Raw genomic sequence first — 22,209 nt, forward strand, 5'->3', positions numbered from 1 at the left:
CCCACACCCCTCTTTCACACTAACCTCCCCCACACCCCCCCCCGCCCCCCTCCTCCCGGGGCCCTGGTGTGGCGCGCCCGCGCGGGGGTCTTCTCGGCCCTGCGAGGCTTGATCGCGGACGATAATTCACGCAAAGCGCCCTACGCCGGTGAGATCGTCGTCTATCCCGGCGCTGGCTATGGCACGACCAACAATCCGGCGTTCGCCGGCGAAATCGAGCGGCTCTGGCGGCTCGACCAATCCGCATTCCTGCGCCGGCCGCACAGAGCCGACCGCAATGAAAATGACGGATCGCCCTGAGGCGAGCCGTCACTTCTTCTTGCTCTTGTCCCTGGGATTTGGGTTTTTAGAATTCAGCGCCGGCTGAACAGCAGACTGGCGACAAGACCGAGCACCACAAGGCCCACTGCGGCGGCAGCCGCCGGATGGTCGCGGGCCGACCTCTCAATCACCCTGCCCTGTTTGCGGATTGCCGGCATGGCATCGCGCAGGCGGCCGGCAAGATCGGAATAGGTATCGAGCGCGGCATCGCGACCGTCCTCGTAGTAGGCGCCGCCTCGCTTCGCGGCAGCCCTCTTCAAGCTGGCCAGTTCCTTGCTGAGCGCCGCGACCTGCCTGTCGAGATCGATGTCGGAGAGGGTCGAAAATGATGCCATGATGTGTTTCCTTCACTTGCAGAAGGAAACGTAACGCCTCACCGGAAGACGGGTTCCGGTTTTCGAACTATCGATGCCGCATCGGGCTGCGGTCAGCGCACCTGGTCAAGCAGGCGCTTGCATTCCAGGAGGTCGAACAGCGCCTCCTGCAGCAAGGCCCTGTTGTCGCGCGAGAGTTTCGATGCATCCGGCTGCACCGGACCGTCCTCGTCGCTCTTGCCCAGGCCGAAAAAGCGGCGGCTGGGCTTCACCCGCGGCTGGCCGACCAGTTCGTCGTCCATGCCACGCGGCTGGGCCGCCGGCGTCAGCGGCACTTGGTCAGCCTGCCTTCGCTGTGAGATCGCCTCGACGGCGGCCATGTCGCCATTGCCGATGGCAACCAGGAAATGGTTGCCGTTCTCGCGCAACAGCTTCTGCACGCCCTTGATGGTGTAGCCCTGGTCGTAGAGCATGTGGCGAATGCCCTTGATCAGTTCGACATCCTGCGGCCGGTAGTAACGACGGCCGCCGCCGCGCTTCATCGGCTTGATCTGGTTGAAACGCGTTTCCCAGAAACGCAGCACATGCTGCGGCAGATCGAGATCTTCGGCGACCTCGCTGATGGTACGAAAGGCGTCGGGGCTCTTGTCCATGGGCGAATCCTCACGCTGGACGATGATCCGGCCTACCTGCCGAATCGGGGCTTATTTCAGCGGTTTATGAAGCAATATTCAAGCCCGGCGTCATGGCGGCGGCAGTTTTCAACCGCGCAATGGACTACTTGCCGCTTTTGGCCTTGCCGCTCTGATGGGAGCGCAAGATACGGCTCTTCAGCACATTCGACGACTTGAAGGTCATCACCCGACGCGGCAGGATCGGCACTTCCTCGCCGGTCTTGGGATTGCGGCCGATGCGTTCGTTCTTGGAGCGGACGTGGAATGTCGCGAAGGACGACAGCTTCACCGTTTCGCCGCGCACGATGGCTTCGCAGATTTCATCCAGCACCGCTTCGACGAGCTCGGCCGATTCAGTGCGCGACAGGCCGACCTTCCGGTAAACTGCCTCGGCAAGGTCGGCGCGCGTAAGTGTCTTTCCCCCCATGCGACCGTCCCATCAGCTCAAAACATAAAATTCGGCACAACAACGGCAGAGCCTAAGTAATTGATCCGTCAAGGTCAAGGACCGAAACTGGACCGTTCGGCACTTACCAGCGAACCAGGACAGCGCCCCAGGTGAAGCCGCCACCCATCGCTTCCAGGAGGACGAGATCGCCCTTCTTGATGCGGCCGTCGGCGACGGCCACCGACAGCGCCAACGGCACGGAAGCAGCCGAGGTGTTACCGTGCAAATCGACCGTAACCACCACCTTTTGCTCAGCTATCCCGAGCTTCTTGGCGGAAGCGTCAATAATTCGTTTATTGGCCTGGTGGGGCACGAACCAGTCGAGATCATCGGCCGAGATACCGGCTTGCGCGAACGTCGCCTCGATGACGTCGGTGATCATGCCGACCGCATGCTTGAAGACTTCGCGACCCTCCATCCGGAGATGGCCGACCGTACCCGTGGTCGACGGCCCGCCGTCGACGAAAAGCTTGTCCTTGTGCGTGCCATCGGAGCGCAGGCTGGCCGCCAGAACGCCATGGTCGGCGATCGTGCCCGCCCCCTCGCCTGCTTCCAGAATCATGGCGCCGGCGCCGTCGCCGAACAGCACACAGGTCGAGCGGTCGCTCCAGTCGAGGATGCGCGAGAATGTTTCCGAACCGATCACCAGGACACGCTTGGCCAGGCCGCCGCGGATGTAGAGATCGGCGGTGGCCACGGCATAGACGAAGCCCGAACAGACCGCCTGCAGGTCGAAGGCAAAACCGTGATGCATGCCGAGCCGGTTCTGGATCTCGACGGCGGTGGCCGGAAATGTGTTGTTGGGCGTCGAGGTCGCCAGCACGATCAGATCGATGTCGGCGGGCGTGAGGCCCGCATTGGCAAGTGCGGCACGTGCCGCTGCTTCCCCCAGCGAAGCCGTGGTCTCGTCGTCACCAGCGATATGGCGCTGGCGAATACCGGTACGCTGGGCGATCCACTCGTCAGAGGTCTCGACCATGCCTTCGAAATCGGCATTCTTCATGATTCGGCGGGGCAGCGCGGCGCCCGTGCCGCGCACGACTGATCTGATCAAAGTTCTTTCCTATTCCTTTGCGTCGGTGACGACGTCGGATTTCCTAGCTGACAGGGCACGCGGGTTGCGCGCATGAAACAGGTCCAGATCGGCCTCGATGCGGTCGAGTAGGTTGTTGCGGACCATGTCATAGCCGAGTTCGATCGCGGCGGCGAACCCGTCAGAATCAGCACCGCCATGGCTTTTGACGACGATGCCGCTCAGCCCCAGGAAAACGCCGCCATTGGAGCGGCCGACATCCATTTTTTCGCGCAGGCGATCGAAGGCGCCCTTGGCGAAGATATAGCCGATCCTGGCCATCAGAGTCCGGCTCATCGCCGCGCGCAGATAGCCACCGATCTGGCGCACCGTGCCTTCCGCCGTCTTCAGCGCGATGTTGCCGGCAAAGCCTTCGGTGACGACGACGTCGACCACGCCCTTGCCGATATCGTCACCCTCGACGAAACCGTGATAGTTCATCGAGGCCATGTTGGCTTCGCGCAGCATGCGCCCGGCCTCCTTGACCTCTTCCTGGCCCTTGATCTCCTCGACGCCGACATTAAGCAGGCCGACGCTGGGCCGGGCTATGCCGAAGACCGAGCGCGCCATGCCGGTGCCGAGAATGGCAAAATCAATGAGCTGTTGCGCATCGGCCCCAATGGTCGCGCCGACGTCCAGCACCACGCTTTCGCCGCGCAATGTCGGCCAAAGGGCTGCGATCGCCGGGCGATCGATGGTGGCCATGGTGCGCAGGCAAAATTTCGACATCGCCATCAGCGCGCCGGTGTTGCCGGCGGAAATGCAGGCGTCGGCCGTGCCGGCCTTGACCGCTTCGACGGCCTTCCACATCGATGACTTCCAGCGGCCGTGGCGCAGCGCCTGGCTCGGCTTGTCGTCCATCCTGACCGCAATTTCGCAATGGAAGAATTCGCTGATCTCGTCGAGCTTGGGAAATTTGGCGAGCTCCGGGCGCACGACCTCCTCACGCCCGAAGATGACGAAGCGGATGTCGGGACGACGGGTCGCGACCGTCATGAGCGCTGGAATGACCACGGCTGGTCCGTGATCGCCGCCCATGGCATCGATGGAAATCCTGATCACGCGGTATTTATCTCACGGTTAGGCGGCAGGTCGCTTTAGCGACCGCGAAGGTTCGGCGAAAATAACGGTTTTGGGCTGCCGCACAACCGACTTTTCCGTCGCGGGCGAGCTTTTCAGGATTTTCCCAGCAAGGATCGCAGTTTTTGCTGAAATTCATTCTCCGCCGGTTCGTTCTCGCTGCCGGTGTTGAGCGATGCGCCCTGCTTGCGCGGATAGGGGTCGATGGCGAGCCCGAAATACTGTTCGGCGATTGCCCCGACATCGATCGTGTCACCGGAAAATGTCTCTGGACTGTCAGGGCCTTCCGCGTCGAGCAGGATCTCGCCGCCACCATCGAAACCCTGCCGTCCAAGCTTGGAATCCTCGGGCAGCAGCAGCGCTTCGACCGGTTCGTCGATATGCGCCTCGACAGGCTCGAGCGTGACGATGCAGGCCTGGGTGATGTCGGCTTCGACGCGACCGCTTATCTTCACGCCATTGCGCTTCCACGACGCGACCAGAAGCTCGGCGCGATAGGATTCGACCGAAATCAGCCCGTGCTCCTCGGCCAGTGCCGCACGCTGCGCGGCATCGGCCTCGACAACCAGCGGCAGGCCCTTCTGCGGCAGGCGCGTAACGTTTGCCCGGAAGGAGACCGGGCTTTGCGGGTCAACATGCTTCATTGTTCAACCTCCTTGGCGGCGGGAAAGGTCAGCGTGCCGGAGACAATCGATTCGGATGTCTGCGCGGCCAGATGACTGCGCGCGTCGGTAACATAGTTGGCCAGCAGCGATGCTTCCAGCCAGGCGCCCGCGTCGGGCCGGACATTGCGGGCAAGAGCCGCGGTCAGCCCTTCATGGTCGTTTCTTTTCAGGGCATCGTCATAGGCAGCGGTTCGGCCATAAAACATCTTTGCCAGCTTTTTCATGCGTTTGGGCACGCCCACGTCGCCAATGCCCAATTCCCGCAACGAATGGTCGACGTCGAGGAAGAACTCGTCGATCAGCACCTGGGCGACCTCTTGCGCCGCACCGCCCTCCCCGCGCAACCTGTGCTGGAACAGGAACATGTGCAGCGACAGCATCTCGAAACGGCCAAGCGGCGTGTCTGGCACATTCCAGTGGGAATAAAACACGGTCTGCCGCGCCGCCGCCACGATTTGTGCGTAAAGCGCCTCGGTGATAGCGCGGTTGGCGTAGCGTTCGCGGCCAAAAAAGCGCTGGAACATTGGGGATGGTCTCCTGGGGACCGTTTGTTGAAGTGGGCTTGTTGCATCGGCAAGCAAGCTGGTTTACCGGTTTCGCGGCCCAGCGCAAGTTGCGGCCAGCTAATGGAGTTGTTGTTGCGCGCGCTGAATTTCAAGTCGACCTTCTCGTCCAGGCCCGCCGGCGCGATCTCGCTGCTGATGATCGTTTCGGCACTGTCCGCCTGCCACACCTCCAAGATGATCGGCGACCTCAGCCCAAGTGAGACGCTGACGCAAGGTTACGTCATAGACCAGCAGGCAATCGACCTGGTGCCGGTCGGTTCGAGCCGCGAGCAGGTGCTTCTGGCGCTCGGCACGCCGTCGACGACCGCGACCTTCGACAACGAGGCCTTCTATTACATTTCGCAGACGCGCAAGCGCTACGTCGCCTTCGACAAGCCACGGCTGATTGACCAGCATGTGCTGGCGGTCTATTTCGGCGCCGATGGCCGCGTCACCCAGATCGCCAATTACGGGATGAAGGACGGCAAGATGTTCGACTTCATCTCGCGCACCACACCGACCGGCGGCAAGGACCAGAACTTCCTCAGCCAGATCATCAACGGTGCCAGCAAGCTGGCACCCAGCATTCCGGGCGGCGGCGTCTAATTCCTTTCGGCTTTCATTCCGGAAGCCTCATCATCTCAGGCGACCAAAAACCCGCGGGAGCGATCCTGCGGGTTTTTGTTATGGGGATCGGTCACCGGTGTGGCCGTGGCCAAGGAAACGCGAGCCGAGCCTGGATGAGATGCTTGCACACCACGCACTGGAGGACCCAGGCGAAGCGAAGCGCTGAAGGGTCGACGTTGTCATCGCTTCAACAAAAAACCCGCGGGATCGCTCCCGCGGGTTCTGTTTTCGAGTGGATGCTTTTGATCAGCCGTGCGCGAGCACGGCCAGCAGCAAGAGCGCGACGATGTTGGTGATCTTGATCGCCGGGTTGACGGCCGGGCCAGCGGTGTCCTTGTAGGGATCGCCGACCGTGTCGCCGGTCACCGAAGCCTTGTGCGCCTCGGAACCCTTGAGATGCTTGACGCCGTCCTTGTCGACAAAGCCGTCTTCGAAGGACTTCTTGGCGTTGTCCCAGGCACCGCCGCCAGAGGTCATCGAGATGGCGACGAACAGGCCGTTGACGATGACGCCGAGCAGCGAGGCACCAAGGGCGGCAAAGGCGGACGCCTTCGAGCCCGAGATCAGCAGCACGCCGAAATAGACGACGAGCGGCGCCAGCACCGGCAGCAGCGACGGGATGATCATTTCCCTGATTGCCGCCTTGGTCAGCAGGTCGACCGCGCGTGCGTAGTTCGGCTTCGAGGTGCCAGCCATGATGCCCGGATCCTCGCGGAACTGCTTGCGCACTTCCTCGACGATGGCGCCCGCCGCGCGGCCGACGGCCGTCATGGCGATGCCGCCGAACAGATACGGGATCAGACCGCCGAAGATCAGGCCAGCGACGACGTATGGGTTGGAGAGATCGAAGGAGATCTCGCCCATGCCCTGGAAGTAGGGATATTTGTCGCCATTGGCGGCAAAGAACTTCAGGTCGTTAGAGTAGGCGGCAAACAGCACCAGTGCGCCGAGACCGGCCGAACCGATGGCGTAACCCTTGGTCACCGCCTTGGTGGTGTTGCCGACCGCGTCGAGCGCGTCGGTGGACTGGCGCACTTCCTTGGGCAGGCCGGCCATTTCGGCAATGCCGCCGGCATTGTCTGTGACCGGGCCGAAGGCATCGAGCGCAACGATCATACCGGCAAGACCGAGCATCGTCGTGACGGCGATCGCCGTACCGAAGAGGCCGGCAAGCTGATAGGTCGAGATGATGCCGCCGACAATGACGATCGCCGGCAGCGCCGTCGATTCCAGCGAGACCGCAAGGCCCTGGATGACGTTGGTGCCGTGACCGGTGACCGACGCCTGGGCGATAGAGTTGACCGGGCGCTTGTTGGTGCCGGTGTAGTATTCGGTAATGACCACGATGAGACCGGTCACCACGAGGCCGACCAGGCCGCATATGAACAGGTTCTTGCCGGTGATGACCATGCCGGCGACGGTGCCGATCTCGCCCCAGCCGAGGGTGACATGGGTGGCGACGCCGAGGCCGACGATGGACAGCAGGCCGGTGACGATCAGGCCCTTGTAGAGTGCGCCCATGATCGAGCCGTTGGAACCGAGCTTGACGAAGAAGGTGCCGACGATCGAGGTCAGGATGCAGGCGCCGCAGATAGCGAGCGGATAAAGCATGGCTGCACCCAGAACGGCGGTACCGCCAAAGAAGATGGCAGCCAGAACCATGGTGGCGACAACGGTCACCGCATAGGTTTCGAACAGGTCAGCGGCCATGCCGGCGCAGTCGCCGACATTGTCGCCGACATTGTCGGCGATGGTGGCCGGGTTGCGCGGATCGTCTTCGGGAATACCGGCTTCGACCTTGCCGACGAGATCGCCGCCGACGTCGGCGCCCTTGGTGAAGATGCCGCCGCCGAGACGGGCGAAGATCGAGATCAGCGATGCGCCGAAGCCGAGCGAGACCAGCGAGTCGATGACGATGCGATCATTGGGCTGGAGGCCCATGAAGTGGGTCAGGATGAGGTAGTAGATCGAAACGCCGAGCAAGGCCAGGCCAGCAACCAGCATGCCGGTGATGGCGCCCGATTTGAACGCGATGTCGAGGCCGGCAGCGAGGCTGTTCGATGCGGCCTGCGCCGTACGAACATTCGCGCGAACGGAGACATGCATGCCGATGAAGCCGGCGGCGCCTGAAAGCACTGCACCGATCAGGAAGCCGATCGCGGCGGTGATGGACAGCAGCCACCAGGCGAGCACGAGGACGACGACGCCAACGATGGCGATGGTGGTGTACTGACGCGCCAGATAGGCCTGTGCGCCCTCGCGGATAGCTGCGGAGATTTCCTGCATGCGTGCATTGCCCTGATCGGCCGCAAGGACCGAACGTGTCGCCCAGATGGCGTAAAGGATTGAAAGCAGGCCGCAGGCGATGACGGCGGAAATAATTGTCATTGCCGGATTTTCCTCGATTGATGGCCCAAAAGAACCCCTCCCTGGGCCGTTGAGACAAAGACCGGATTCCGTGCACGGAATCCGCCTCTTCGCAGCGGTGTATGCGAAACAGGGCTGCGAACGTCAAGATATTGTTCGGTTTTTGCCCGGCTTTCGCCTAAATGGTTGGGGCCAAGCGGCGGCTGCCGTTAGCACTCTCCTATTAGATCGATTGAAATTGGCCTTGACGCAAGACGCGGCTACTCGGTCTCCCGGCCCATGCGGCGCGCCGTGTAGCGCTCGATCGCCGATAGACCGTCATAGATCAGCACGGCAAGGGCTGCCACGATCAGGCCGCCCTGCAGGACGAAGGCGAGATTGTTGGACAACAGCCCGGCGATGATCACTTCGCCCAGCGTTTTGGCTGCCACGGTCGAACCGATGGTCGCGGTGGCAAGACTGATCACCACCGACAGCCTGATGCCGCCGAGAATGATCGGGGCGCTGAGCGGCAGCTCGACCTTGGTGAGCCTTTGCCAACCGGTCATGCCGGCGCCGCGCGCCGCTTCGACGACATTGGCCGGCAGCGTCGTCAGGCCGGTCAGCGCATTTTCGAAGATCGGCAACAGGCCGTAGAGAAACAGGGCGATCAGCGTCGGCTTCTCGCCGAAGCCGACGGCCGGCACCGCAAGCGCCAGCACCGCCACCGGCGGAAAGGTCTGGCCGATGTTGACCAGGCTGCGCGATAGCGGCAGGAATTCGGCGCCGGCCGGCCTGGTGACCAGGATGGCAAGCGCCACCGCGACGATGGTTGCGGCCACGGTGGCGATCAGAACCGTGCGCAAATGCAGCAATGTCAGTGTCAGCAGGCTGCCCTGATTGTAGATCACCGGCGCATTGTTTTCGGTCAGCGGCTTCAGCAGCGGCTCGAACCAGCCCGGATTGGTGACGAAGGCAACGAGCAGCACCACCAAGGCTAGCCTGAGCAGCGATGGAAGCCAGGCCTTCATGCCGGCCTCGCCGCGCGCTTCACCAGCCCGTCGATGGTCACGCGGCCAAGCGGCTTGCCGTCGGTGCCTGAGACCGGCAGCGCCGGCCGGCCCGACCACAGCAATTCGGCCAGCGCGTCGCGCTGGCTGGCATCGCCGGGGATCGCCTCGCCTTCGGCGGAGCCCTTCTCCACGGCATCGCGGACCCGGCCGAGCGACAGCAACCGGAACGGCCTCTCGCTGGCGCCAACCAGGGTCTCGACGAAGGCGCTTGCCGGCTTTGCCAGGATCTCGGCTGGCTTGGCGTATTGCACCAGCTTGCCGGCATCCATGACCGCGATCTTGTCGCCCATATGCACGGCCTCTTCCATGTCGTGGGTGACGAGGATGATGGTGGTGCCGAAGCGCTTCTGGATCGCCAGCAGATCCTCCTGCGCCTTGGTGCGGATGATCGGGTCAAGGGCGCCGAACGGTTCGTCCATCAACAGCACGTTGGGCTCGGCGGCGAGTGCGCGGGCAACGCCGACGCGCTGCTGCTGGCCGCCGGACAGTTCGTGCGGATAGCGCGGCCCGAAGGCTTCGGGATCGAGCTGATAGAGCGTCATCAGCTCGTCGACCCGGGCCTTGATACGGTCCTTGTCCCAGCCAAGCAGCACCGGCACGGTGGCAATGTTCTGTGCCACCGTGCGATGTGGAAACAGGCCGTGGCCCTGGATGGCGTAGCCGATGCTGCGGCGCAGCTCGTAACCGGGCAGCGAACGATTGTCGGCGCCGTCGAGCTTGATGATGCCCGAGGTCGGCTCGACCAGCCGGTTGATCATGCGCAGCAGCGTCGTCTTGCCGGAACCGGACGTGCCGACAATGACGGCGATGGTGCGCGGCTCGATGACCATCGACACGTCATCAACCACGGTCGTCGCGTCATAGCGCTTAGTGATGCCTTCGATCTCGATCATGCCGTTTCAACCCTGCGCTTGGTGGCGGTCATTTCGATCACCGCATCGAGGATGATGGCGGCGGCAAAGGCGAGCGCGACCGTCGGCACGGCGCCGAGCAGCACAAGGTCCATTGCCGTCTGACCCACACCCTGGAAGACGAACACGCCGAAACCGCCGCCGCCGATCAGCGCGGCAATGGTGGCGAGGCCGATGTTCTGCACCAAAACGATACGGATGCCGGTGAGGATGACAGGAAAAGCCAGCGGAAACTCGATGCCGAACAGGCGCTGCCTGTCGGTCATGCCCATGCCGCGCGCCGCGTCGTTGGCCGCGCGCGGCACGCCGGCGAGACCGACCACCGTGTTGGCCACCACCGGTAGCAGCGAGTAAAGGAACAACGCGACGAAGGCGGGAGCGGTGCCGATGCCGCGAATACCGAGCGCGGCAGCCCCCGGCACATGCGCGGCAACCCAGCCGAGCGGCGCGATCAGCAGGCCGAACAGCGCGATCGAGGGAATGGTCTGGATGATGTTGAGCACGTTGAGAACCCCGGCCCGCAGATTTTCGACGCGATGGCACAGGATGCCGAGCGGCAGGCCGACGATCACCGCGGCGGCCAGCGAACCGAGCGCCAGCGTCACATGCTTGGAGCCCTCCGCCCAGAAACTGTCGGCGCGGTTGAAATATTCCTTCAGGATCGACAGATTGTCCCAGCTTCCCGAAATCAACAGCAGCCCGATCGCCAAAGCCGCGACCACAAGCACGCCAACCCGCGCCAATGGCGACAGGTTCAGCCTTGTCAGCACGTCGGCGAGCAAAAGCGTGAAGGCAAAGATCAGAATCCAGAAACCGGAGGCTGGCGAAACTCTGGCGAAGGTGTTGCCCGCCGGCGTGAGAAATGTTCCGGCGACACCGATCAGCAGCGCGAGCGCGGCAAGCGCCATCACGCTGGCGGCAAGGCGCAGCACAAGTGGTGTCTTGAACAGCGCGATGAGTGCTGCGGCGACAATGATGGCGAGCAGCAGCGTCCCGGTCGTTGCCGGCAGCGCCTCGAGAATCGAGCGCGCCTGGCCGGGGACGATGCGGTTGGCACGGAACGTGGCAAAGGGCGCGGCAAAAGCCGCGTAGGCTGATATCGCGGCGATGACCACGCCGAGCTTGTCGAAGCGGGGAGTCATGGTTGCCCCTCATGAGGGGCGATTTGCCACATCGCGCAGCTTTCTTTGGGGATTGGCGAAAACCGACGCGATATCCGATCTCCCCCCTTGCGGGGGAGATGGCCGGCAGGCCAGAGGGGGGTGTGAAGGATCGCCAACTTTCGGGTGTCGGCTTGTTCAGAAGCAACCCTGTCGAGGCACGCACCTTTGACGGGTTGGGAGGTCGGCGGGACAGCACCCCCCTCTGTCCTGCCGGACATCTCCCCCGCAAGGGGGGAGATCAGCAGCTTCCAGAGCGGGGTGCCTTGCACCGGTGTCACTGACTACTTCAAAAACCCGTTCTTCTTCAAAAAGTCCTCGGCGACGCCCTTGACCGGCTCGCCGCCGACCTGCACGCGACCGTTCAGCTCCTGCAGCGTGACGAGGTCGAGCTTGGCGAAGACCGGCTTCAGCAGCGTCTCGATCTCGGGATGTTCCTTCAGCACCGCTTCGCGGATGATCGGCGCCGGCTGGTAGACCGGCTGCACGCCCTTGTCGTCGTCGAGCACGACGAGGCCGGACGGTGCGATGCCGCCATCGGTGCCGTAGACCATGGCTGCATTGGCGCCGTTGGTCTGGTTGGCGGCCGCTGCGATGGTTGCTGCCGTGTCGCCGCCCGAAAGGGTGATCAGTTGGTCCGGCTTCAGCGTGAAGCCATAGGTGGTCTGGAAAGCCGGAAGTGCAGCCGCCGAATTGACGAACTCGGCGGAAGCCGCCAGCACCACCTGACCGCCGCCCGCGACATATTTGCCGAAGTCGGTGAGCGTGGCAAGTTTGTTGGTCTCGGCGACTTCCTTGCGCAGCGCGATCGCCCAGGTGTTGTTTGCGGGCGACGGCGACAGCCAGACGATCTTGTTGGCGTCGTAGTCGAGCTTCTTGGCCGTTTCATAGGCCTTGGCGGCGTCTTTCCAGACCGGGTCGTCGGCCTTTTCGAAGAAGAAAGCGGCGTTGCCGGTATATTCGGGATAGATGTCGATCTCGCCGGCGGTGATCGCCTTGCGCACCACCGGCGTGCCACCGAGCTGGATACGGTCCGATGTCTTGATGTTGTTGGCGTTGAGCACGAGCTGGATGATGTTGCCGAGCACGCCGCCCTCTGTGTCGATCTTGGAAGAGACAACCACCTGGGCATCGGCGGTAGCCACCGTAATGCCGAGCGCCAATGCCGCGCCGGCCAGAAACTTGACTGAAAACATTGTGAAACCCCTTGCTATGAACCGAAACGCGGTGACCGCATATGAGCATGGCTTCAACGGCCAGTCGGGGCACACGGTTTCATAAGAAGGGGGATCAGCGCAATATTTTTGTTCCAAAGGCCGTTTTCGAGGCGGCGCTGGCGATCTGCCGCCATCTGGCGGATAATGCAATGAGGGTGCGGGTGGCAAACACGGAGAGCGTGTCATGGCCATACACAAAGTCGGTTACCTCATCGGAAGTCTCGCCCGGGAATCCATCAACCGCAAGCTCGCGAAGGCGCTCGTGCAACTGGCTCCTCCGGAACTGGAAATGACGGAAATCGCCTTCAGGGATCTGCCTCTCTACAGCTACGATTATGATGCGGATTTCCCACCGGTCGCCCGGGATTTCAAAAAGGCGATCGCTTCCGTTCAGGCCGTTCTGTTCGTTACCCCGGAGTACAATCGCTCGATCCCTGGCGGATTAAAGAACGCGATCGATTGGGCCAGCCGCCCCTATGGAAAGAATTCATTCGCGCGCAAACCGTCCGCCGTCATCGGAACATCGCCGGGCGCCATCGCAACCGCTGTCGCTCAACAAAGCCTGCGCAGCGTTCTGAGCTTCTGCAACTCACCCCAGATGAATGCGCCGGAAGCTTATATCCAGTTCACGCCGGGACTGATAACGGCCGACGGCGAAGTGACGGTCGAATACACCGAGGACTTCCTACGCAGCTACATGGCTGAGTTCCACATGTTCATAGCGCGGGTGCTTCAGGTGTTGCCGCCGGATGCATAGGCTTGGCGTCAAACCGGGCGCGCGCTCGTCAGCTTGAGCGCGCCGAGCGCCACGAAGCACAGGACGGTGACCGGAAAGACTATCCAGTTCAGCATCTCCCAGCCCCAGGCATTGTAGACCATGCCCGACATCAGCGAGGCGCAGGCGACGGAGCCGAACAGGACGAAGTCGTGGAAGCCTTGCACCTTGCCCTTTTCCGACGGCCGGTAGGTGGCGGCCACCATCGCGGTCGCGCCAATGAAGCCGAAGTTCCAGCCAAGGCCTAGCAGGATCAGCGACGTCCAGAACTGCCACAGCGCCAGGCCCGACAGAGCGACAATGGCGCAGCCGATGAGCAGGATCAGGCCGGTGGCCACAATGCGTTCGGCGCCAAAGCGATGGATCAGCGAGCCGGTGAAGAAGCTTGGCGCGAACATCGCCATGACGTGCCAGGAGATGCCGAGCGTCGCGTCGTTCTCCGACAGGCCGCAACCGACCATGGCCAGCGGTGCGCCCGTCATGACGAAGCTCATCAGCGCATAGCTGCCAACCGCGCAGAAAAGCGCGGCGACGAAACGCGGCTGCGTGACGATTTCAGCCAGCGGCCTGGCGTCGCTGTCGGCGATCTCCACCTTGCCGGATGCTTTCGTCGGCAGCCGCAGGAACGACAGGATGATGGCGCCGACCGCTGCCAGCGGCAGGATGGAGACGAACGAACCGGCAAACATGACCGGCGCAAGCAATTCGCGGGTGAAGATGACGATCTGCGGTCCGAGGATGGCGGTGACGATGCCGCCGGCCAGCACGAAGGAGATGGCGCGCGCCTTGAATTCAGGCGGTGCGTTGTCGGCGGCGGCGAAGCGGAACTGCTGGACGAAGGCGCCGCCGACACCGATCGTGAGCAAGCCAAAGGCAAACAGCCAGAAGCTGCCTTGAAAAAGCGCTAGCGTGGCGATCAGGCCACCGAGCGCCGTGACGATCGTGCCGGTCATGAAACCGCCGCGCTGGCCCATACTACGGATGATAGCCGCCGCAGGCAGCGCGCCGAGCGCCACGCCGATGTTGAAGCCGGTGATCGGCGCTGTCGCCAATGATTTGTCGGGACCAAGCAGATATTGCCCGGCCAGCGCCCCCACGGAGATGGCGATGGGGGCCGCCGAGCCGATGATCGCCTGCGAGGCGGCGAGGATCAAAGCGGTGCGGCGCGCCTCCTGACCAGCCTCGAAGGCGATGGCCGTCATGATGCGTCCTTGCCGCGCCCTTCGCCACGCACCCCGCGTGACACACGGTCGAGCACGGCATTGACCAGCTTCGGCTCGTCCTCCTCGTAGAAGGCCTTGGCGATGTCGACATATTCGGAGACGATGACCGCGACGGGGACATCCTCGCGCTTCATCAACTCGTAGACGCCGGCACGCAGAATGGCACGCAGCGTCGAATCGAGCCGCGACAATGGCCAGTCCTCGGTCAGCGCCTGGCGGATGATCGGATCGATGGTCTTCTGGTTCTCGACGACACCCGCCAGAATAGCGCGAAACCATTGCGCATCGGCCTCGCGGTAGAGCGCACCGTCGACTTCCTTGCCAAGGCGAAACGCCTCGTATTCGGCGGTGATCTCGAAGACGCCGCTACCGGCCACATCCATCTGGTAGAGCGCCTGTACGGCGGCCAGACGGGCAGCACCGCGCTTGTTGGCGTGGCGCACCGCAGGCTGGCCGGGCGAAGCGGGTTCGCTCACGATCGCGCTCCCAATTGTTCTTTGAGGGCGATCATGGTCAGCGCCGCACGCGCCGCGAAACCACCCTTGTCACCCTCCGAGCGCTTGGCCCGCGTCCACGCCTGTGCGTCGTTCTCGGTGGTGAGGATGCCATTGCCTATGCAGACCGAGTCCTGCACGCTCAAATCCATGAGCGCGCGGCTGGATTCATTGGCGACAATGTCGAAATGATAGGTGTCGCCGCGGACGACGGTGCCGAGCGCGACAAAGCCGTCATAACTCGTGCCGCCTTCCGTCGCGCCGTCCAACGCGAAGGTAATCACCGCGGGGATCTCGAGCGAACCTGGAACGGTGACGACATCATAAGTCGCGCCCGCTTCATCGAGCGCGCTTGTCGCGCCATCGAGCAGCGCGTCGGCAAGGTCGTCGTGAAAGCGCGCTTCGACAATGAGCAGATGCGCCTTCGCCTTCGGACGAATAAAGGCTTTGCCGTGTTGGGATGTACCAGCCATAAAAGTCTCCGGGGAGTTGCCGGTGACTTAGGCCGAAGCCGGGTTCATCGCAAGCGGAAGATTGTCCACGTTGCCGAAGGTCCGCAGAACTTATTGGTTTCCAGTGCTCACACGCCTGTATTGTGACGGTAGCCACGCACGGTATCGCGCAGACGATCGTTCACCGATCGAGGATTGATCAAGGCTTCAACGAAGACTCTGCTGTCGTTGACGGACAGATCGAGTTGCGAGTGCTCTTCGGTGTTCACATCGGCCTGCACCTCACGCATCAACTTGTCTTCCTGCGTGGAATTCACCCTGTCCTTGGTCATCAAAGCCCCTCTTTCGTCGCCTCCACCAGCCGCGCCGCATAGCGGGCCATGGTGTCGATCTCGAGGTTGACGCGGTCGCCGACCTTGCGCTCGCCCCAGGTGGTCACGGTCAGCGAATGGTGGATCAAAAGCACGTCGAAGCGCGTGCCTTCGACCTTGTTGACGGTGAGCGAGGTGCCGTCGAGCGCGACGGAGCCCTTGGGCGCGATGAACTTCGCCAGGTCGCGCGGCGCCTCCAGCGTGAAGCGCACGGCGTCGCCCTCATCCTTGCGCTCGACGATTTCGGCCATGCCGTCGACATGGCCCGAAACGATGTGGCCGCCGAGTTCGTCGCCGATCTTCAGCGCCCGCTCCAGATTGACCTTGGTGCCGGATTTCCAGCCCGAGGCCGTCGTCAGCCTCAGCGCCTCTTCCCAAGCCTCGACCTCGAACCAGCGCGCGTTCGAGCCGCTGTCGGGCAAGGCAGTGACTGTCAGGCAAACACCGCCGCAGGAGATCGAGGCGCCGATGGCGATGGTCTGCGGATCATAGGCGGTGTCGATGCGCAGCCCCACCCCTTCCCTGAGCGGCTCGACGGAAGCGACAGTGCCGACATCGGTGACAATTCCGGTAAACATTGGTGTTGATCCCTAGAGGTCTCTTATCCACTCGGCGTAGCTGTCTTCGCCGAAACGCATGTCGCGCAGTTTGCGAAATCCTGCCGGGATATGGTCGGCGTCGATCGGCGATGCAATGCCGTCGTCGCCGATCGCTTCCGGCCCCTGGAACAGCACAACGCGGTCGACCAACCCATCGGCCAGGAAGGCGCTCGCCACCTTGGCGCCGCCCTCGACCAGCACGCTGCCCATGCCGAGCGCGGCCAGATCCTCGAGCAGTTCCGGCAGAGCGATGCCGCCCTCATGTGTTTCAGTGCCGATGAAGCGCACGCCTGCGCGTTCGAGTACTGCCCGCCGCAGCGGATCGGCCTCCAGGCAAGCGGCGACATAGAGCGGCACCCGGTCGACGCCCGAAACCAGCTTCGAGGCCTCCGGCAACCGGATCTGGCGGTCGAGCACGATGCGGGCAGGCGAACGGTTCTCCAGCCCCGGCAAACGCACCGTCAGGGCCGGATCATCCTCAAGGGCCGTCCCGATACCAACCAGTATGCCATCCGCCTCGGCCCGCATCAGATACACTTCGCGGCGCGCGATATCTCCGGTGATCGACACCTGCCCACCGCCTTCCCTGCCGATCTTGCCGTCGCTGGAAAGCGCAAGCTTGAGAATCACTTCTGGGCGTTTTCTCAATGATCGGATCAAATAGCCGGCCATCTGCTCGGCGGCTTGCTCGGCCAACACCTTCTCGACCACCTCGACACCGGCGGCACGTAGGATCGCGTAGCCCTTGCCGGATACGCGCGAATCGGGATCGCTGGCCGCACCGACGACGCGTGCGACACCGGCATTGACCAGCGCATTGGCACAAGGCGGCGTGCGGCCGTGATGGGCGCAAGGCTCCAGCGTGACGTAAGCGGTGGCGCCGCGCGCGAGGTCGCCGGCCTCGGCCAAGGCCTCGGTCTCGGCATGCGGGCGGCCGCCGACAGCGGTGACGCCGGTGCCGACGATCATCGGGCCATTGCCGTCATCGCGTACGATCAGCGTGCCCACGGAGGGGTTGGTCCCGGTGCGCCCGGCATTTTTTCGCGACAGTCTGAGTGCCGCCGCCATGAAGCGGCGATCAAGGGCGGCCTGTTCGCTTGCAGTCATGCTCAGCTGGCTTCCTCTTCACCCTTGATTTCGTCGCCCTTGAGTTCGCCCAGCAATTCGTGGAAATCCTTGGCCTCGCGAAAATTGCGGTAGACCGAGGCGAAGCGGACATAGGCGACATCGTCGAGCGATTTCAGCGCTTCCATGACCAGCCGGCCGACTTCTCCCGAAGCAACCTCAGTCTCGCCGGAACTTTCGAGCTGGCGCACGATGCCGGTCACAGCGCGGTCGATGCGCTCGGGATCGACATTGCGTTTGCGCACGGCGATCTCCACCGAACGCAGCAGCTTGTCGCGGTCGAAGGGCACTTTGCGGCCCGATTTCTTGACCACGACGAGGTCGCGCAACTGCACGCGCTCGAAGGTGGTGAAGCGACCGCCGCAATCGGGGCAGACGCGCCGCCTGCGGATTGCCGCGCCATCCTCGGCGGGGCGCGAATCCTTCACCTGCGTATCTTCCGACTGGCAATAGGGACAGCGCATGGAGAAGCCTTTGGTTGGCGAATCTGGTGAAGCGAAAGGCTTAGAGGTTTTTGCAGCGATGGCAAAGTGTCGCCAACAGCCCCTCGCCCTTCAGAGCCCTCGTCGCACAGAGATAGCGAGGCGCAAGCAGGATTGCCAGCCTCGCCAGGCGGCCGCACAGCGTACCGATGTCTTCAGGGAGCGACGTCGGCGGTCGGAAATCCGCATGATGCGCCGAGACTTCGATAGGCCTTGGTGAAGCCGTCCATGGATATGCTTCCAACCGGCGCGTCGCCGAAGGAGACGTCAAGCACCGATGCCCGCCGCATGGCGCGCAGGAGCGCCAGGCTGGTCTTGGCCTGATTGTCCACGGTCCAGCTGAGCCGGCCGTTGACGGCGCCATCGGAATGGAGTTTTGCGGCGACACGGCCCTTGTCGTCGCCGAAGGTGGCGGCGACGGACTTGCCGGCCGGCAGATCCTTGTTGTCGACGGCGATCGTTACGGACGGGTAGGCATCCGGCGGCAGTGCATCGCCGTTCGTGATGACGAGCGTCAAGGTACCGGGCACGCCGCCCGCGCCGATAAAGGCGGTCGAGGCAGCGCAGGTCTTGCGCAGATCCTCACCGGTGTCGACCTCGTCGACCAGGGTCGACCATCTGCCGAAAGTTTCGAGCTTGGGTGCCGCCTGGGCGGGCGCCGCCGGCTCGGCCTGAGGTGCGGGTTGCGCGGGCGCGGGTTGAGCAGAGGCGGTTTGCGCCAAGGTGATGCCGGGGAAAGGCACGGCGATCAAAGCGGCCAGAGCGCCAACGGCACCAAGGTCGGCGAAACGAAATGGTCGCATCATCAAGGCTCCTGCCGGTCGCCCCGACCTGCTGAAACGACGCTTGTCGTTGCAGCAGGCGGTAAGACTTCCTATCGCGTCAGCCCAGATAGGGATAGAGCGGGAAACGATCGGTCAGCGCGACGACCTTGGCCTTGACCGCGGCTTCGACAGCTGCGTTGCCCTCGTCGGAATTGGCCACCTTGAGACCATCCAGAACTTCGGCGATCAGCTTGCCGATCTCGCGGAACTCGGCCTGGCCGAAGCCGCGCGTGGTGCCGGCCGGGGTGCCGAGACGCACGCCGGAGGTGACGAAAGGCTTTTCCGGGTCGAACGGAATGCCGTTCTTGTTGCAGGTGATGTTGGCGCGGCCGAGTGCCGCCTCGGCGCGCTTGCCGGTGGCATTCTTGGGCCGAAGGTCGACCAGCATCAGATGGTTGTCGGTGCCGCCGGAGACGATATCGAGACCAGTCTCCTTGAGGCTGGAGGCCAACGCCTTGGCGTTGGCGGCAACGCTCTCGGCATAGATCTTGAAGCTTGGCTTCAGCGCTTCGCCGAAGGCCACCGCCTTGGCAGCGATGACATGCATCAGCGGGCCGCCCTGCAGGCCGGGGAACACCGCCGAATTCATCTTCTTGGCGATGTCCTCGTCATTGCACAGGATCATGCCGCCGCGCGGGCCGCGCAACGACTTGTGCGTCGTGGTCGTCACGACATGGGCATGCGGCAGCGGCGACGGATGCACGCCGCCGGCGACCAAGCCGGCGATGTGTGCCATGTCGACCATCAGATAGGCGCCGACCGCGTCGGCGATCTCGCGAAACCGCTTCCAGTCCCAGACGCGCGAATAGGCGGTGCCGCCGGCCAGGATCAGCTTCGGCTTGGTCTCATGGGCGGTTTTCTCGATGGCGTCCATGTCGAGCAGATGGTCATCCTGGCGCACGCCATAGGAGACGACCTTGAACCATTTGCCGCTCATGTTGACCGGCGAACCGTGGGTCAGATGGCCGCCGGAATTGAGGTCGAGGCCCATGAACGTGTCGCCCGGCTGCAAGAGGGCCAGGAAGACGGCCTGGTTCATCTGGCTGCCGGAATTCGGCTGGACGTTGGCGAAGTTGCAGCCGAACAGCTTCTTGGCGCGCTCGATGGCCAGTTCCTCGGCCACGTCGACAAACTGGCAGCCGCCATAGTAGCGCTTGCCGGGATAGCCCTCGGCATATTTGTTGGTCATGATCGAGCCCTGCGCCTCAAGCACGGCGCGGGAAACAATGTTTTCCGAGGCGATCAGCTCGATCTCGTGGCGCTGGCGGCCGAGTTCGTTGCGGATGGCGCCAAAAATCTCCGGATCGGCATCTTCCAGCGTGGTTTCGAAGAAGGATTCGAATTTGTTCGACACTGCCGCTGCTGTTGCCATGGCCTGAAATCCTCGGGGTTCGGGGGCAATTTTCGATTTATGCAAGTCGTTGTCCCAAAACCGCTGCACACTTTTGGGCGACTTGCATTTGCCGCGCCATTAACACAGTTGTTTTCGCCCCGCCACGTTTGCGGCGCGAAATTTGCTGGCCGGATTGCGCCAGCCAGGCCGCGGGTCGCTATTTCCTTGCCTTGCGGCCTTTCAGCAAGGCCTCGGTGAGGGTGATCTCGGTAAACAGCGCCTGCGACGTATGGTCGTTGATCTCGCCGCTGCGAAACATGTCACGCACGGCTGCGCGCTCGGCCTCGATGCCGGCGAGCCGCAGTTCCAGCTCCAGCCTTCCAGCTTCGCGCGCCTCAGCGCGGGCCTCATCGGCTTCGTCCGAGGCGGCGATGCGGCGCCGGTAGCCGGCGACGATGTTATCGGCAGCGGCAAGCCTGGCGCCGGGCACCTCGCCTCCCTCATCATCAGCGGCTCCGGCAATGCTCTCGATGCGTGCGATTGCCGCCTTGGCGGCACCGACACGCGCCAGGCGCTCCTCGGCGGCGCCGGCATCCTCACCGGGCTCGACCAGCCCCCTGGCGATCGTCGGCAGAGCGAGGCTGGCGATGACCAGCGAGCAGATGATGACGCCGGCGGCCAGGAAAATGACCAGGTCGCGCGCCGGAAACGGCGAGCCGTCCGGCAGGGCCAGCGGCAGCGACAATATGCCGGCCAGCGTGATGGCGCCGCGCACGCCGGCCACCGAACCGGCAAGCCGCACGCGCAACCCGAACGGCTCCGCCTTGCGCTTACCCAAACGCGCTGCGATGCCGGCCGCGATGTCGCCAACCCAGATCCACAGGAAGCGCAGCGCGATCAGGCACAGCGTCAGGGCGATGACGGTCGCGATCGGCTGGATGATCGGGTGCAGGCTCATGAGTTCCGGCGGCACATGGCGGATGATGTCGGGAAGCTGCAGGCCGAGCACGATGAAGAGAGCGCCGTTGAAAACGAAGGAAAGCGTCGTCCACAGCGACATCGTCTGCATGCGCGCCGAGACACCGAGGAAGCGAAACACGCCGGAGCCGCCGGTGAGCAGGCCGGCGGTGACAGCCGCCAGGATGCCGGAAGCTCCGACATGCTCGGCGCCGAGATAGGCGATGAAGGGCAGCAGGACCATCACCAGCACCTGCGCCTCGGCCGGCACGCCGCCGATGCGGTTGAGCAGTTGCAGCAGCTTGGCGGCGACGAACAACGCCGCCACGCCGATCAGGATGCCGACAGCCACGGCATAGAGGAAACTGAGCGAAGCCGCGACAAAGGAAAAGCTGCCGGTCAGCGCCGCTGCCACGGCAAAGCGGAACATGACGAGGCCCGAAGCATCGTTGAGCAGCGACTCGCCTTCGAGGATGTGCATCAGCCGCGCCGGAACGACATTCTTGTCGACGATCGAGGACACGGCCACCGCGTCGGTCGGCGACAGCACCGCGGCAAGCGCAAAAGCGACCACCAGCGGGATGCTCGGCACCAGCCAGTGCAAGGCGTAGCCGAAGCCGACGATGGTGAAGAAGACCAGCCCTATGGCCAGATCCAGGATCGGTCCGCGCAGCGCCATCAGTTCACGCTTCGGTGCGCCATAGGCATCGCCGAACAGCAGCGGCGGAATGAACACCAGCAGGAACAGTTCCGGATTGATCTCGACATGGATGCCGCGCACCGGCCAGGCGAGCGCGGCACCGATCGCAATCTGCAGCACCGGCAACGGCACCCGCACCAGGCGAACCAGAGCGCCGGAAAGCGCCACGAAGACGAGCACGACCAGAATGAAGACGGCGACTTCCATGGTCCGGTTCCAGGCTTTCCCGCCGACCATGCGCAAAGCCGGCCGATCCGTCCAGCCGCCCGTCCCGTGAAAAACGCCGCGGCACCCAATCAATAAAAAGGCCGCCCTGAGTGAACTGACCCCATAAAGTTGGACGGTTCATTGAGTTGGTAGGTTTAAGGGCTGGTTCCTGTATTGCACAGGGGCCAGCCCTTTCAGTTTCAGTTTGATGCGG

25 protein-coding genes are annotated in these 22,209 nt (G+C 63.4%); 3 read left to right on the top strand and 22 right to left on the bottom strand.

What is annotated here, in order from left to right:
* Positions 1 to 108 precede the first annotated feature (108 nt).
* The gene (locus tag NKK51_RS31145) at positions 109 to 300 is read left to right on the top strand and encodes a hypothetical protein (RefSeq protein WP_352556113.1); all 192 of its coding nucleotides are present in this window, start codon (positions 109 to 111) and stop codon (positions 298 to 300) included.
* Between the two features lie 53 nt (positions 301 to 353).
* Here NKK51_RS31145 and NKK51_RS31150 read toward each other — a convergent pair whose 3' ends face one another.
* The 7 genes from NKK51_RS31150 to NKK51_RS31180 form a co-directional block, all read right to left on the bottom strand.
* Positions 354 to 656 (bottom strand): hypothetical protein, encoded by a 303-nt coding sequence (locus NKK51_RS31150; protein WP_027038391.1) that lies wholly within the window; start codon positions 654 to 656, stop codon positions 354 to 356.
* Between the two features lie 92 nt (positions 657 to 748).
* Positions 749 to 1,288: a MerR family transcriptional regulator gene (locus tag NKK51_RS31155; RefSeq protein ID WP_023810244.1), complete on the bottom strand. Its 540-nt coding sequence runs from the start codon at positions 1,286 to 1,288 to the stop codon at positions 749 to 751.
* Positions 1,289 to 1,412: 124 nt separating this feature from the next.
* On the bottom strand, positions 1,413 to 1,736 hold the full coding sequence (locus tag NKK51_RS31160; protein WP_013532231.1) for an integration host factor subunit alpha: 324 nt from the start codon (positions 1,734 to 1,736) through the stop codon (positions 1,413 to 1,415).
* Between the two features lie 103 nt (positions 1,737 to 1,839).
* Positions 1,840 to 2,811: a beta-ketoacyl-ACP synthase III gene (locus NKK51_RS31165; RefSeq protein WP_352556115.1), complete on the bottom strand. Its 972-nt coding sequence runs from the start codon at positions 2,809 to 2,811 to the stop codon at positions 1,840 to 1,842.
* Between the two features lie 9 nt (positions 2,812 to 2,820).
* A complete protein-coding gene (gene plsX, locus NKK51_RS31170) occupies positions 2,821 to 3,891 on the bottom strand; it encodes a phosphate acyltransferase PlsX (protein WP_352556117.1) in 1,071 nt (356 codons plus the stop codon).
* Positions 3,892 to 4,004: 113 nt separating this feature from the next.
* On the bottom strand, positions 4,005 to 4,553 hold the full coding sequence (locus NKK51_RS31175) for a YceD family protein (protein WP_352556119.1): 549 nt from the start codon (positions 4,551 to 4,553) through the stop codon (positions 4,005 to 4,007).
* The gene (locus NKK51_RS31180) at positions 4,550 to 5,098 is read right to left on the bottom strand and encodes a ubiquinol-cytochrome C chaperone family protein (RefSeq protein ID WP_023810239.1); all 549 of its coding nucleotides are present in this window, start codon (positions 5,096 to 5,098) and stop codon (positions 4,550 to 4,552) included. Before NKK51_RS31180 ends, NKK51_RS31175 begins: the two co-directional genes overlap by 4 nt.
* A 114-nt stretch (positions 5,099 to 5,212) precedes the next feature.
* On the opposite strand from NKK51_RS31180, the gene NKK51_RS31185 reads away from it, so the two are divergent.
* Entirely contained in the window at positions 5,213 to 5,725 is a 513-nt protein-coding gene (locus NKK51_RS31185; RefSeq protein ID WP_023810238.1) for an outer membrane protein assembly factor BamE, read from the top strand.
* A gap of 267 nt (positions 5,726 to 5,992) precedes the next feature.
* Here the strand turns inward: NKK51_RS31185 and NKK51_RS31190 are convergent, their stop codons facing one another.
* From NKK51_RS31190 to osmF, 5 genes are all read right to left on the bottom strand, one after another.
* Complete coding sequence (locus NKK51_RS31190) at positions 5,993 to 8,134, bottom strand: sodium-translocating pyrophosphatase (RefSeq protein ID WP_128305721.1); 2,142 nt, start codon at positions 8,132 to 8,134, stop codon at positions 5,993 to 5,995.
* Positions 8,135 to 8,373: 239 nt separating this feature from the next.
* The gene (locus NKK51_RS31195) at positions 8,374 to 9,123 is read right to left on the bottom strand and encodes an ABC transporter permease (protein ID WP_128305720.1); all 750 of its coding nucleotides are present in this window, start codon (positions 9,121 to 9,123) and stop codon (positions 8,374 to 8,376) included.
* Complete coding sequence (locus NKK51_RS31200; RefSeq protein ID WP_023810235.1) at positions 9,120 to 10,058, bottom strand: ABC transporter ATP-binding protein; 939 nt, start codon at positions 10,056 to 10,058, stop codon at positions 9,120 to 9,122. The genes NKK51_RS31195 and NKK51_RS31200 overlap by 4 nt, the downstream gene beginning before the upstream one ends.
* On the bottom strand, positions 10,055 to 11,218 hold the full coding sequence (locus NKK51_RS31205) for an ABC transporter permease (protein WP_023810234.1): 1,164 nt from the start codon (positions 11,216 to 11,218) through the stop codon (positions 10,055 to 10,057). Before NKK51_RS31205 ends, NKK51_RS31200 begins: the two co-directional genes overlap by 4 nt.
* Positions 11,219 to 11,520: 302 nt before the next feature.
* The gene (osmF, locus tag NKK51_RS31210; RefSeq protein WP_352556121.1) at positions 11,521 to 12,432 is read right to left on the bottom strand and encodes a glycine betaine ABC transporter substrate-binding protein OsmF; all 912 of its coding nucleotides are present in this window, start codon (positions 12,430 to 12,432) and stop codon (positions 11,521 to 11,523) included.
* 205 nt (positions 12,433 to 12,637) lie between these two features.
* Between osmF and NKK51_RS31215 the strand changes: the two genes are divergently transcribed.
* On the top strand, positions 12,638 to 13,210 hold the full coding sequence (locus NKK51_RS31215) for an NADPH-dependent FMN reductase (RefSeq protein WP_352556123.1): 573 nt from the start codon (positions 12,638 to 12,640) through the stop codon (positions 13,208 to 13,210).
* A gap of 8 nt (positions 13,211 to 13,218) precedes the next feature.
* On the opposite strand, the gene NKK51_RS31220 is transcribed toward NKK51_RS31215, so the two are convergent.
* The 10 genes from NKK51_RS31220 to NKK51_RS31265 all read right to left on the bottom strand — a co-directional run bounded on the left by NKK51_RS31220 (position 13,219) and on the right by NKK51_RS31265 (position 21,995).
* Entirely contained in the window at positions 13,219 to 14,430 is a 1,212-nt protein-coding gene (locus NKK51_RS31220) for an MFS transporter (protein WP_352556125.1), read from the bottom strand.
* The gene (nusB, locus tag NKK51_RS31225) at positions 14,427 to 14,927 is read right to left on the bottom strand and encodes a transcription antitermination factor NusB (RefSeq protein ID WP_352556127.1); all 501 of its coding nucleotides are present in this window, start codon (positions 14,925 to 14,927) and stop codon (positions 14,427 to 14,429) included. The genes NKK51_RS31220 and nusB overlap by 4 nt, the downstream gene beginning before the upstream one ends.
* The gene (gene ribH, locus NKK51_RS31230; RefSeq protein ID WP_128305717.1) at positions 14,924 to 15,418 is read right to left on the bottom strand and encodes a 6,7-dimethyl-8-ribityllumazine synthase; all 495 of its coding nucleotides are present in this window, start codon (positions 15,416 to 15,418) and stop codon (positions 14,924 to 14,926) included. The genes nusB and ribH overlap by 4 nt, the downstream gene beginning before the upstream one ends.
* Positions 15,419 to 15,525: 107 nt before the next feature.
* A complete protein-coding gene (locus tag NKK51_RS31235; RefSeq protein ID WP_023810230.1) occupies positions 15,526 to 15,729 on the bottom strand; it encodes a type II toxin -antitoxin system TacA 1-like antitoxin in 204 nt (67 codons plus the stop codon).
* A complete protein-coding gene (locus NKK51_RS31240) occupies positions 15,729 to 16,346 on the bottom strand; it encodes a riboflavin synthase (RefSeq protein WP_023810229.1) in 618 nt (205 codons plus the stop codon). Before NKK51_RS31240 ends, NKK51_RS31235 begins: the two co-directional genes overlap by 1 nt.
* Positions 16,347 to 16,358: 12 nt before the next feature.
* Positions 16,359 to 17,474 (bottom strand): bifunctional diaminohydroxyphosphoribosylaminopyrimidine deaminase/5-amino-6-(5-phosphoribosylamino)uracil reductase RibD, encoded by a 1,116-nt coding sequence (gene ribD / locus NKK51_RS31245; RefSeq protein ID WP_352556129.1) that lies wholly within the window; start codon positions 17,472 to 17,474, stop codon positions 16,359 to 16,361.
* A gap of 2 nt (positions 17,475 to 17,476) precedes the next feature.
* Positions 17,477 to 17,956, bottom strand: a complete 480-nt coding sequence (gene nrdR, locus NKK51_RS31250; RefSeq protein ID WP_023810227.1) for a transcriptional regulator NrdR — start codon at positions 17,954 to 17,956, stop codon at positions 17,477 to 17,479.
* A gap of 173 nt (positions 17,957 to 18,129) precedes the next feature.
* The gene (locus NKK51_RS31255; protein ID WP_352556131.1) at positions 18,130 to 18,780 is read right to left on the bottom strand and encodes a hypothetical protein; all 651 of its coding nucleotides are present in this window, start codon (positions 18,778 to 18,780) and stop codon (positions 18,130 to 18,132) included.
* Positions 18,781 to 18,856: 76 nt separating this feature from the next.
* Positions 18,857 to 20,170 carry a serine hydroxymethyltransferase gene (gene glyA / locus NKK51_RS31260; RefSeq protein ID WP_352556133.1) on the bottom strand — a complete coding sequence of 438 codons (1,314 nt, stop codon included), beginning with the start codon at positions 20,168 to 20,170 and terminating at the stop codon, positions 18,857 to 18,859.
* Between the two features lie 178 nt (positions 20,171 to 20,348).
* Positions 20,349 to 21,995: a Na+/H+ antiporter gene (locus NKK51_RS31265; protein WP_352556135.1), complete on the bottom strand. Its 1,647-nt coding sequence runs from the start codon at positions 21,993 to 21,995 to the stop codon at positions 20,349 to 20,351.
* Between the last annotated feature and the right edge of the window lie 214 nt (positions 21,996 to 22,209).

It is taken from the genome of Mesorhizobium sp. M0011, assembly GCF_040324155.1.
GTDB lineage: Bacteria > Pseudomonadota > Alphaproteobacteria > Rhizobiales > Rhizobiaceae > Mesorhizobium.

Coding starts and splice junctions, on each gene's coding strand:
- NKK51_RS31160 (WP_013532231.1), bottom strand. CDS start 1,736: ATGGGGGGAAAGACACTTACGCGCGCCGACCTTGCCGAGGCAGTTTAC.
- NKK51_RS31155 (WP_023810244.1), bottom strand. CDS start 1,288: ATGGACAAGAGCCCCGACGCCTTTCGTACCATCAGCGAGGTCGCCGAA.
- ribH (WP_128305717.1), bottom strand. CDS start 15,418: ATGGCTGGTACATCCCAACACGGCAAAGCCTTTATTCGTCCGAAGGCG.
- osmF (WP_352556121.1), bottom strand. CDS start 12,432: ATGTTTTCAGTCAAGTTTCTGGCCGGCGCGGCATTGGCGCTCGGCATT.
- NKK51_RS31205 (WP_023810234.1), bottom strand. CDS start 11,218: ATGACTCCCCGCTTCGACAAGCTCGGCGTGGTCATCGCCGCGATATCA.
- NKK51_RS31195 (WP_128305720.1), bottom strand. CDS start 9,123: ATGAAGGCCTGGCTTCCATCGCTGCTCAGGCTAGCCTTGGTGGTGCTG.
- NKK51_RS31175 (WP_352556119.1), bottom strand. CDS start 4,553: ATGAAGCATGTTGACCCGCAAAGCCCGGTCTCCTTCCGGGCAAACGTT.
- NKK51_RS31240 (WP_023810229.1), bottom strand. CDS start 16,346: ATGTTTACCGGAATTGTCACCGATGTCGGCACTGTCGCTTCCGTCGAG.
- NKK51_RS31180 (WP_023810239.1), bottom strand. CDS start 5,098: ATGTTCCAGCGCTTTTTTGGCCGCGAACGCTACGCCAACCGCGCTATC.
- NKK51_RS31150 (WP_027038391.1), bottom strand. CDS start 656: ATGGCATCATTTTCGACCCTCTCCGACATCGATCTCGACAGGCAGGTC.
- NKK51_RS31220 (WP_352556125.1), bottom strand. CDS start 14,430: ATGACGGCCATCGCCTTCGAGGCTGGTCAGGAGGCGCGCCGCACCGCT.
- NKK51_RS31215 (WP_352556123.1), top strand. CDS start 12,638: ATGGCCATACACAAAGTCGGTTACCTCATCGGAAGTCTCGCCCGGGAA.
- glyA (WP_352556133.1), bottom strand. CDS start 20,170: ATGGCAACAGCAGCGGCAGTGTCGAACAAATTCGAATCCTTCTTCGAA.
- NKK51_RS31200 (WP_023810235.1), bottom strand. CDS start 10,058: ATGATCGAGATCGAAGGCATCACTAAGCGCTATGACGCGACGACCGTG.
- NKK51_RS31265 (WP_352556135.1), bottom strand. CDS start 21,995: ATGGAAGTCGCCGTCTTCATTCTGGTCGTGCTCGTCTTCGTGGCGCTT.
- ribD (WP_352556129.1), bottom strand. CDS start 17,474: ATGACTGCAAGCGAACAGGCCGCCCTTGATCGCCGCTTCATGGCGGCG.
- NKK51_RS31235 (WP_023810230.1), bottom strand. CDS start 15,729: ATGACCAAGGACAGGGTGAATTCCACGCAGGAAGACAAGTTGATGCGT.
- NKK51_RS31255 (WP_352556131.1), bottom strand. CDS start 18,780: ATGATGCGACCATTTCGTTTCGCCGACCTTGGTGCCGTTGGCGCTCTG.
- NKK51_RS31190 (WP_128305721.1), bottom strand. CDS start 8,134: ATGACAATTATTTCCGCCGTCATCGCCTGCGGCCTGCTTTCAATCCTT.
- nrdR (WP_023810227.1), bottom strand. CDS start 17,956: ATGCGCTGTCCCTATTGCCAGTCGGAAGATACGCAGGTGAAGGATTCG.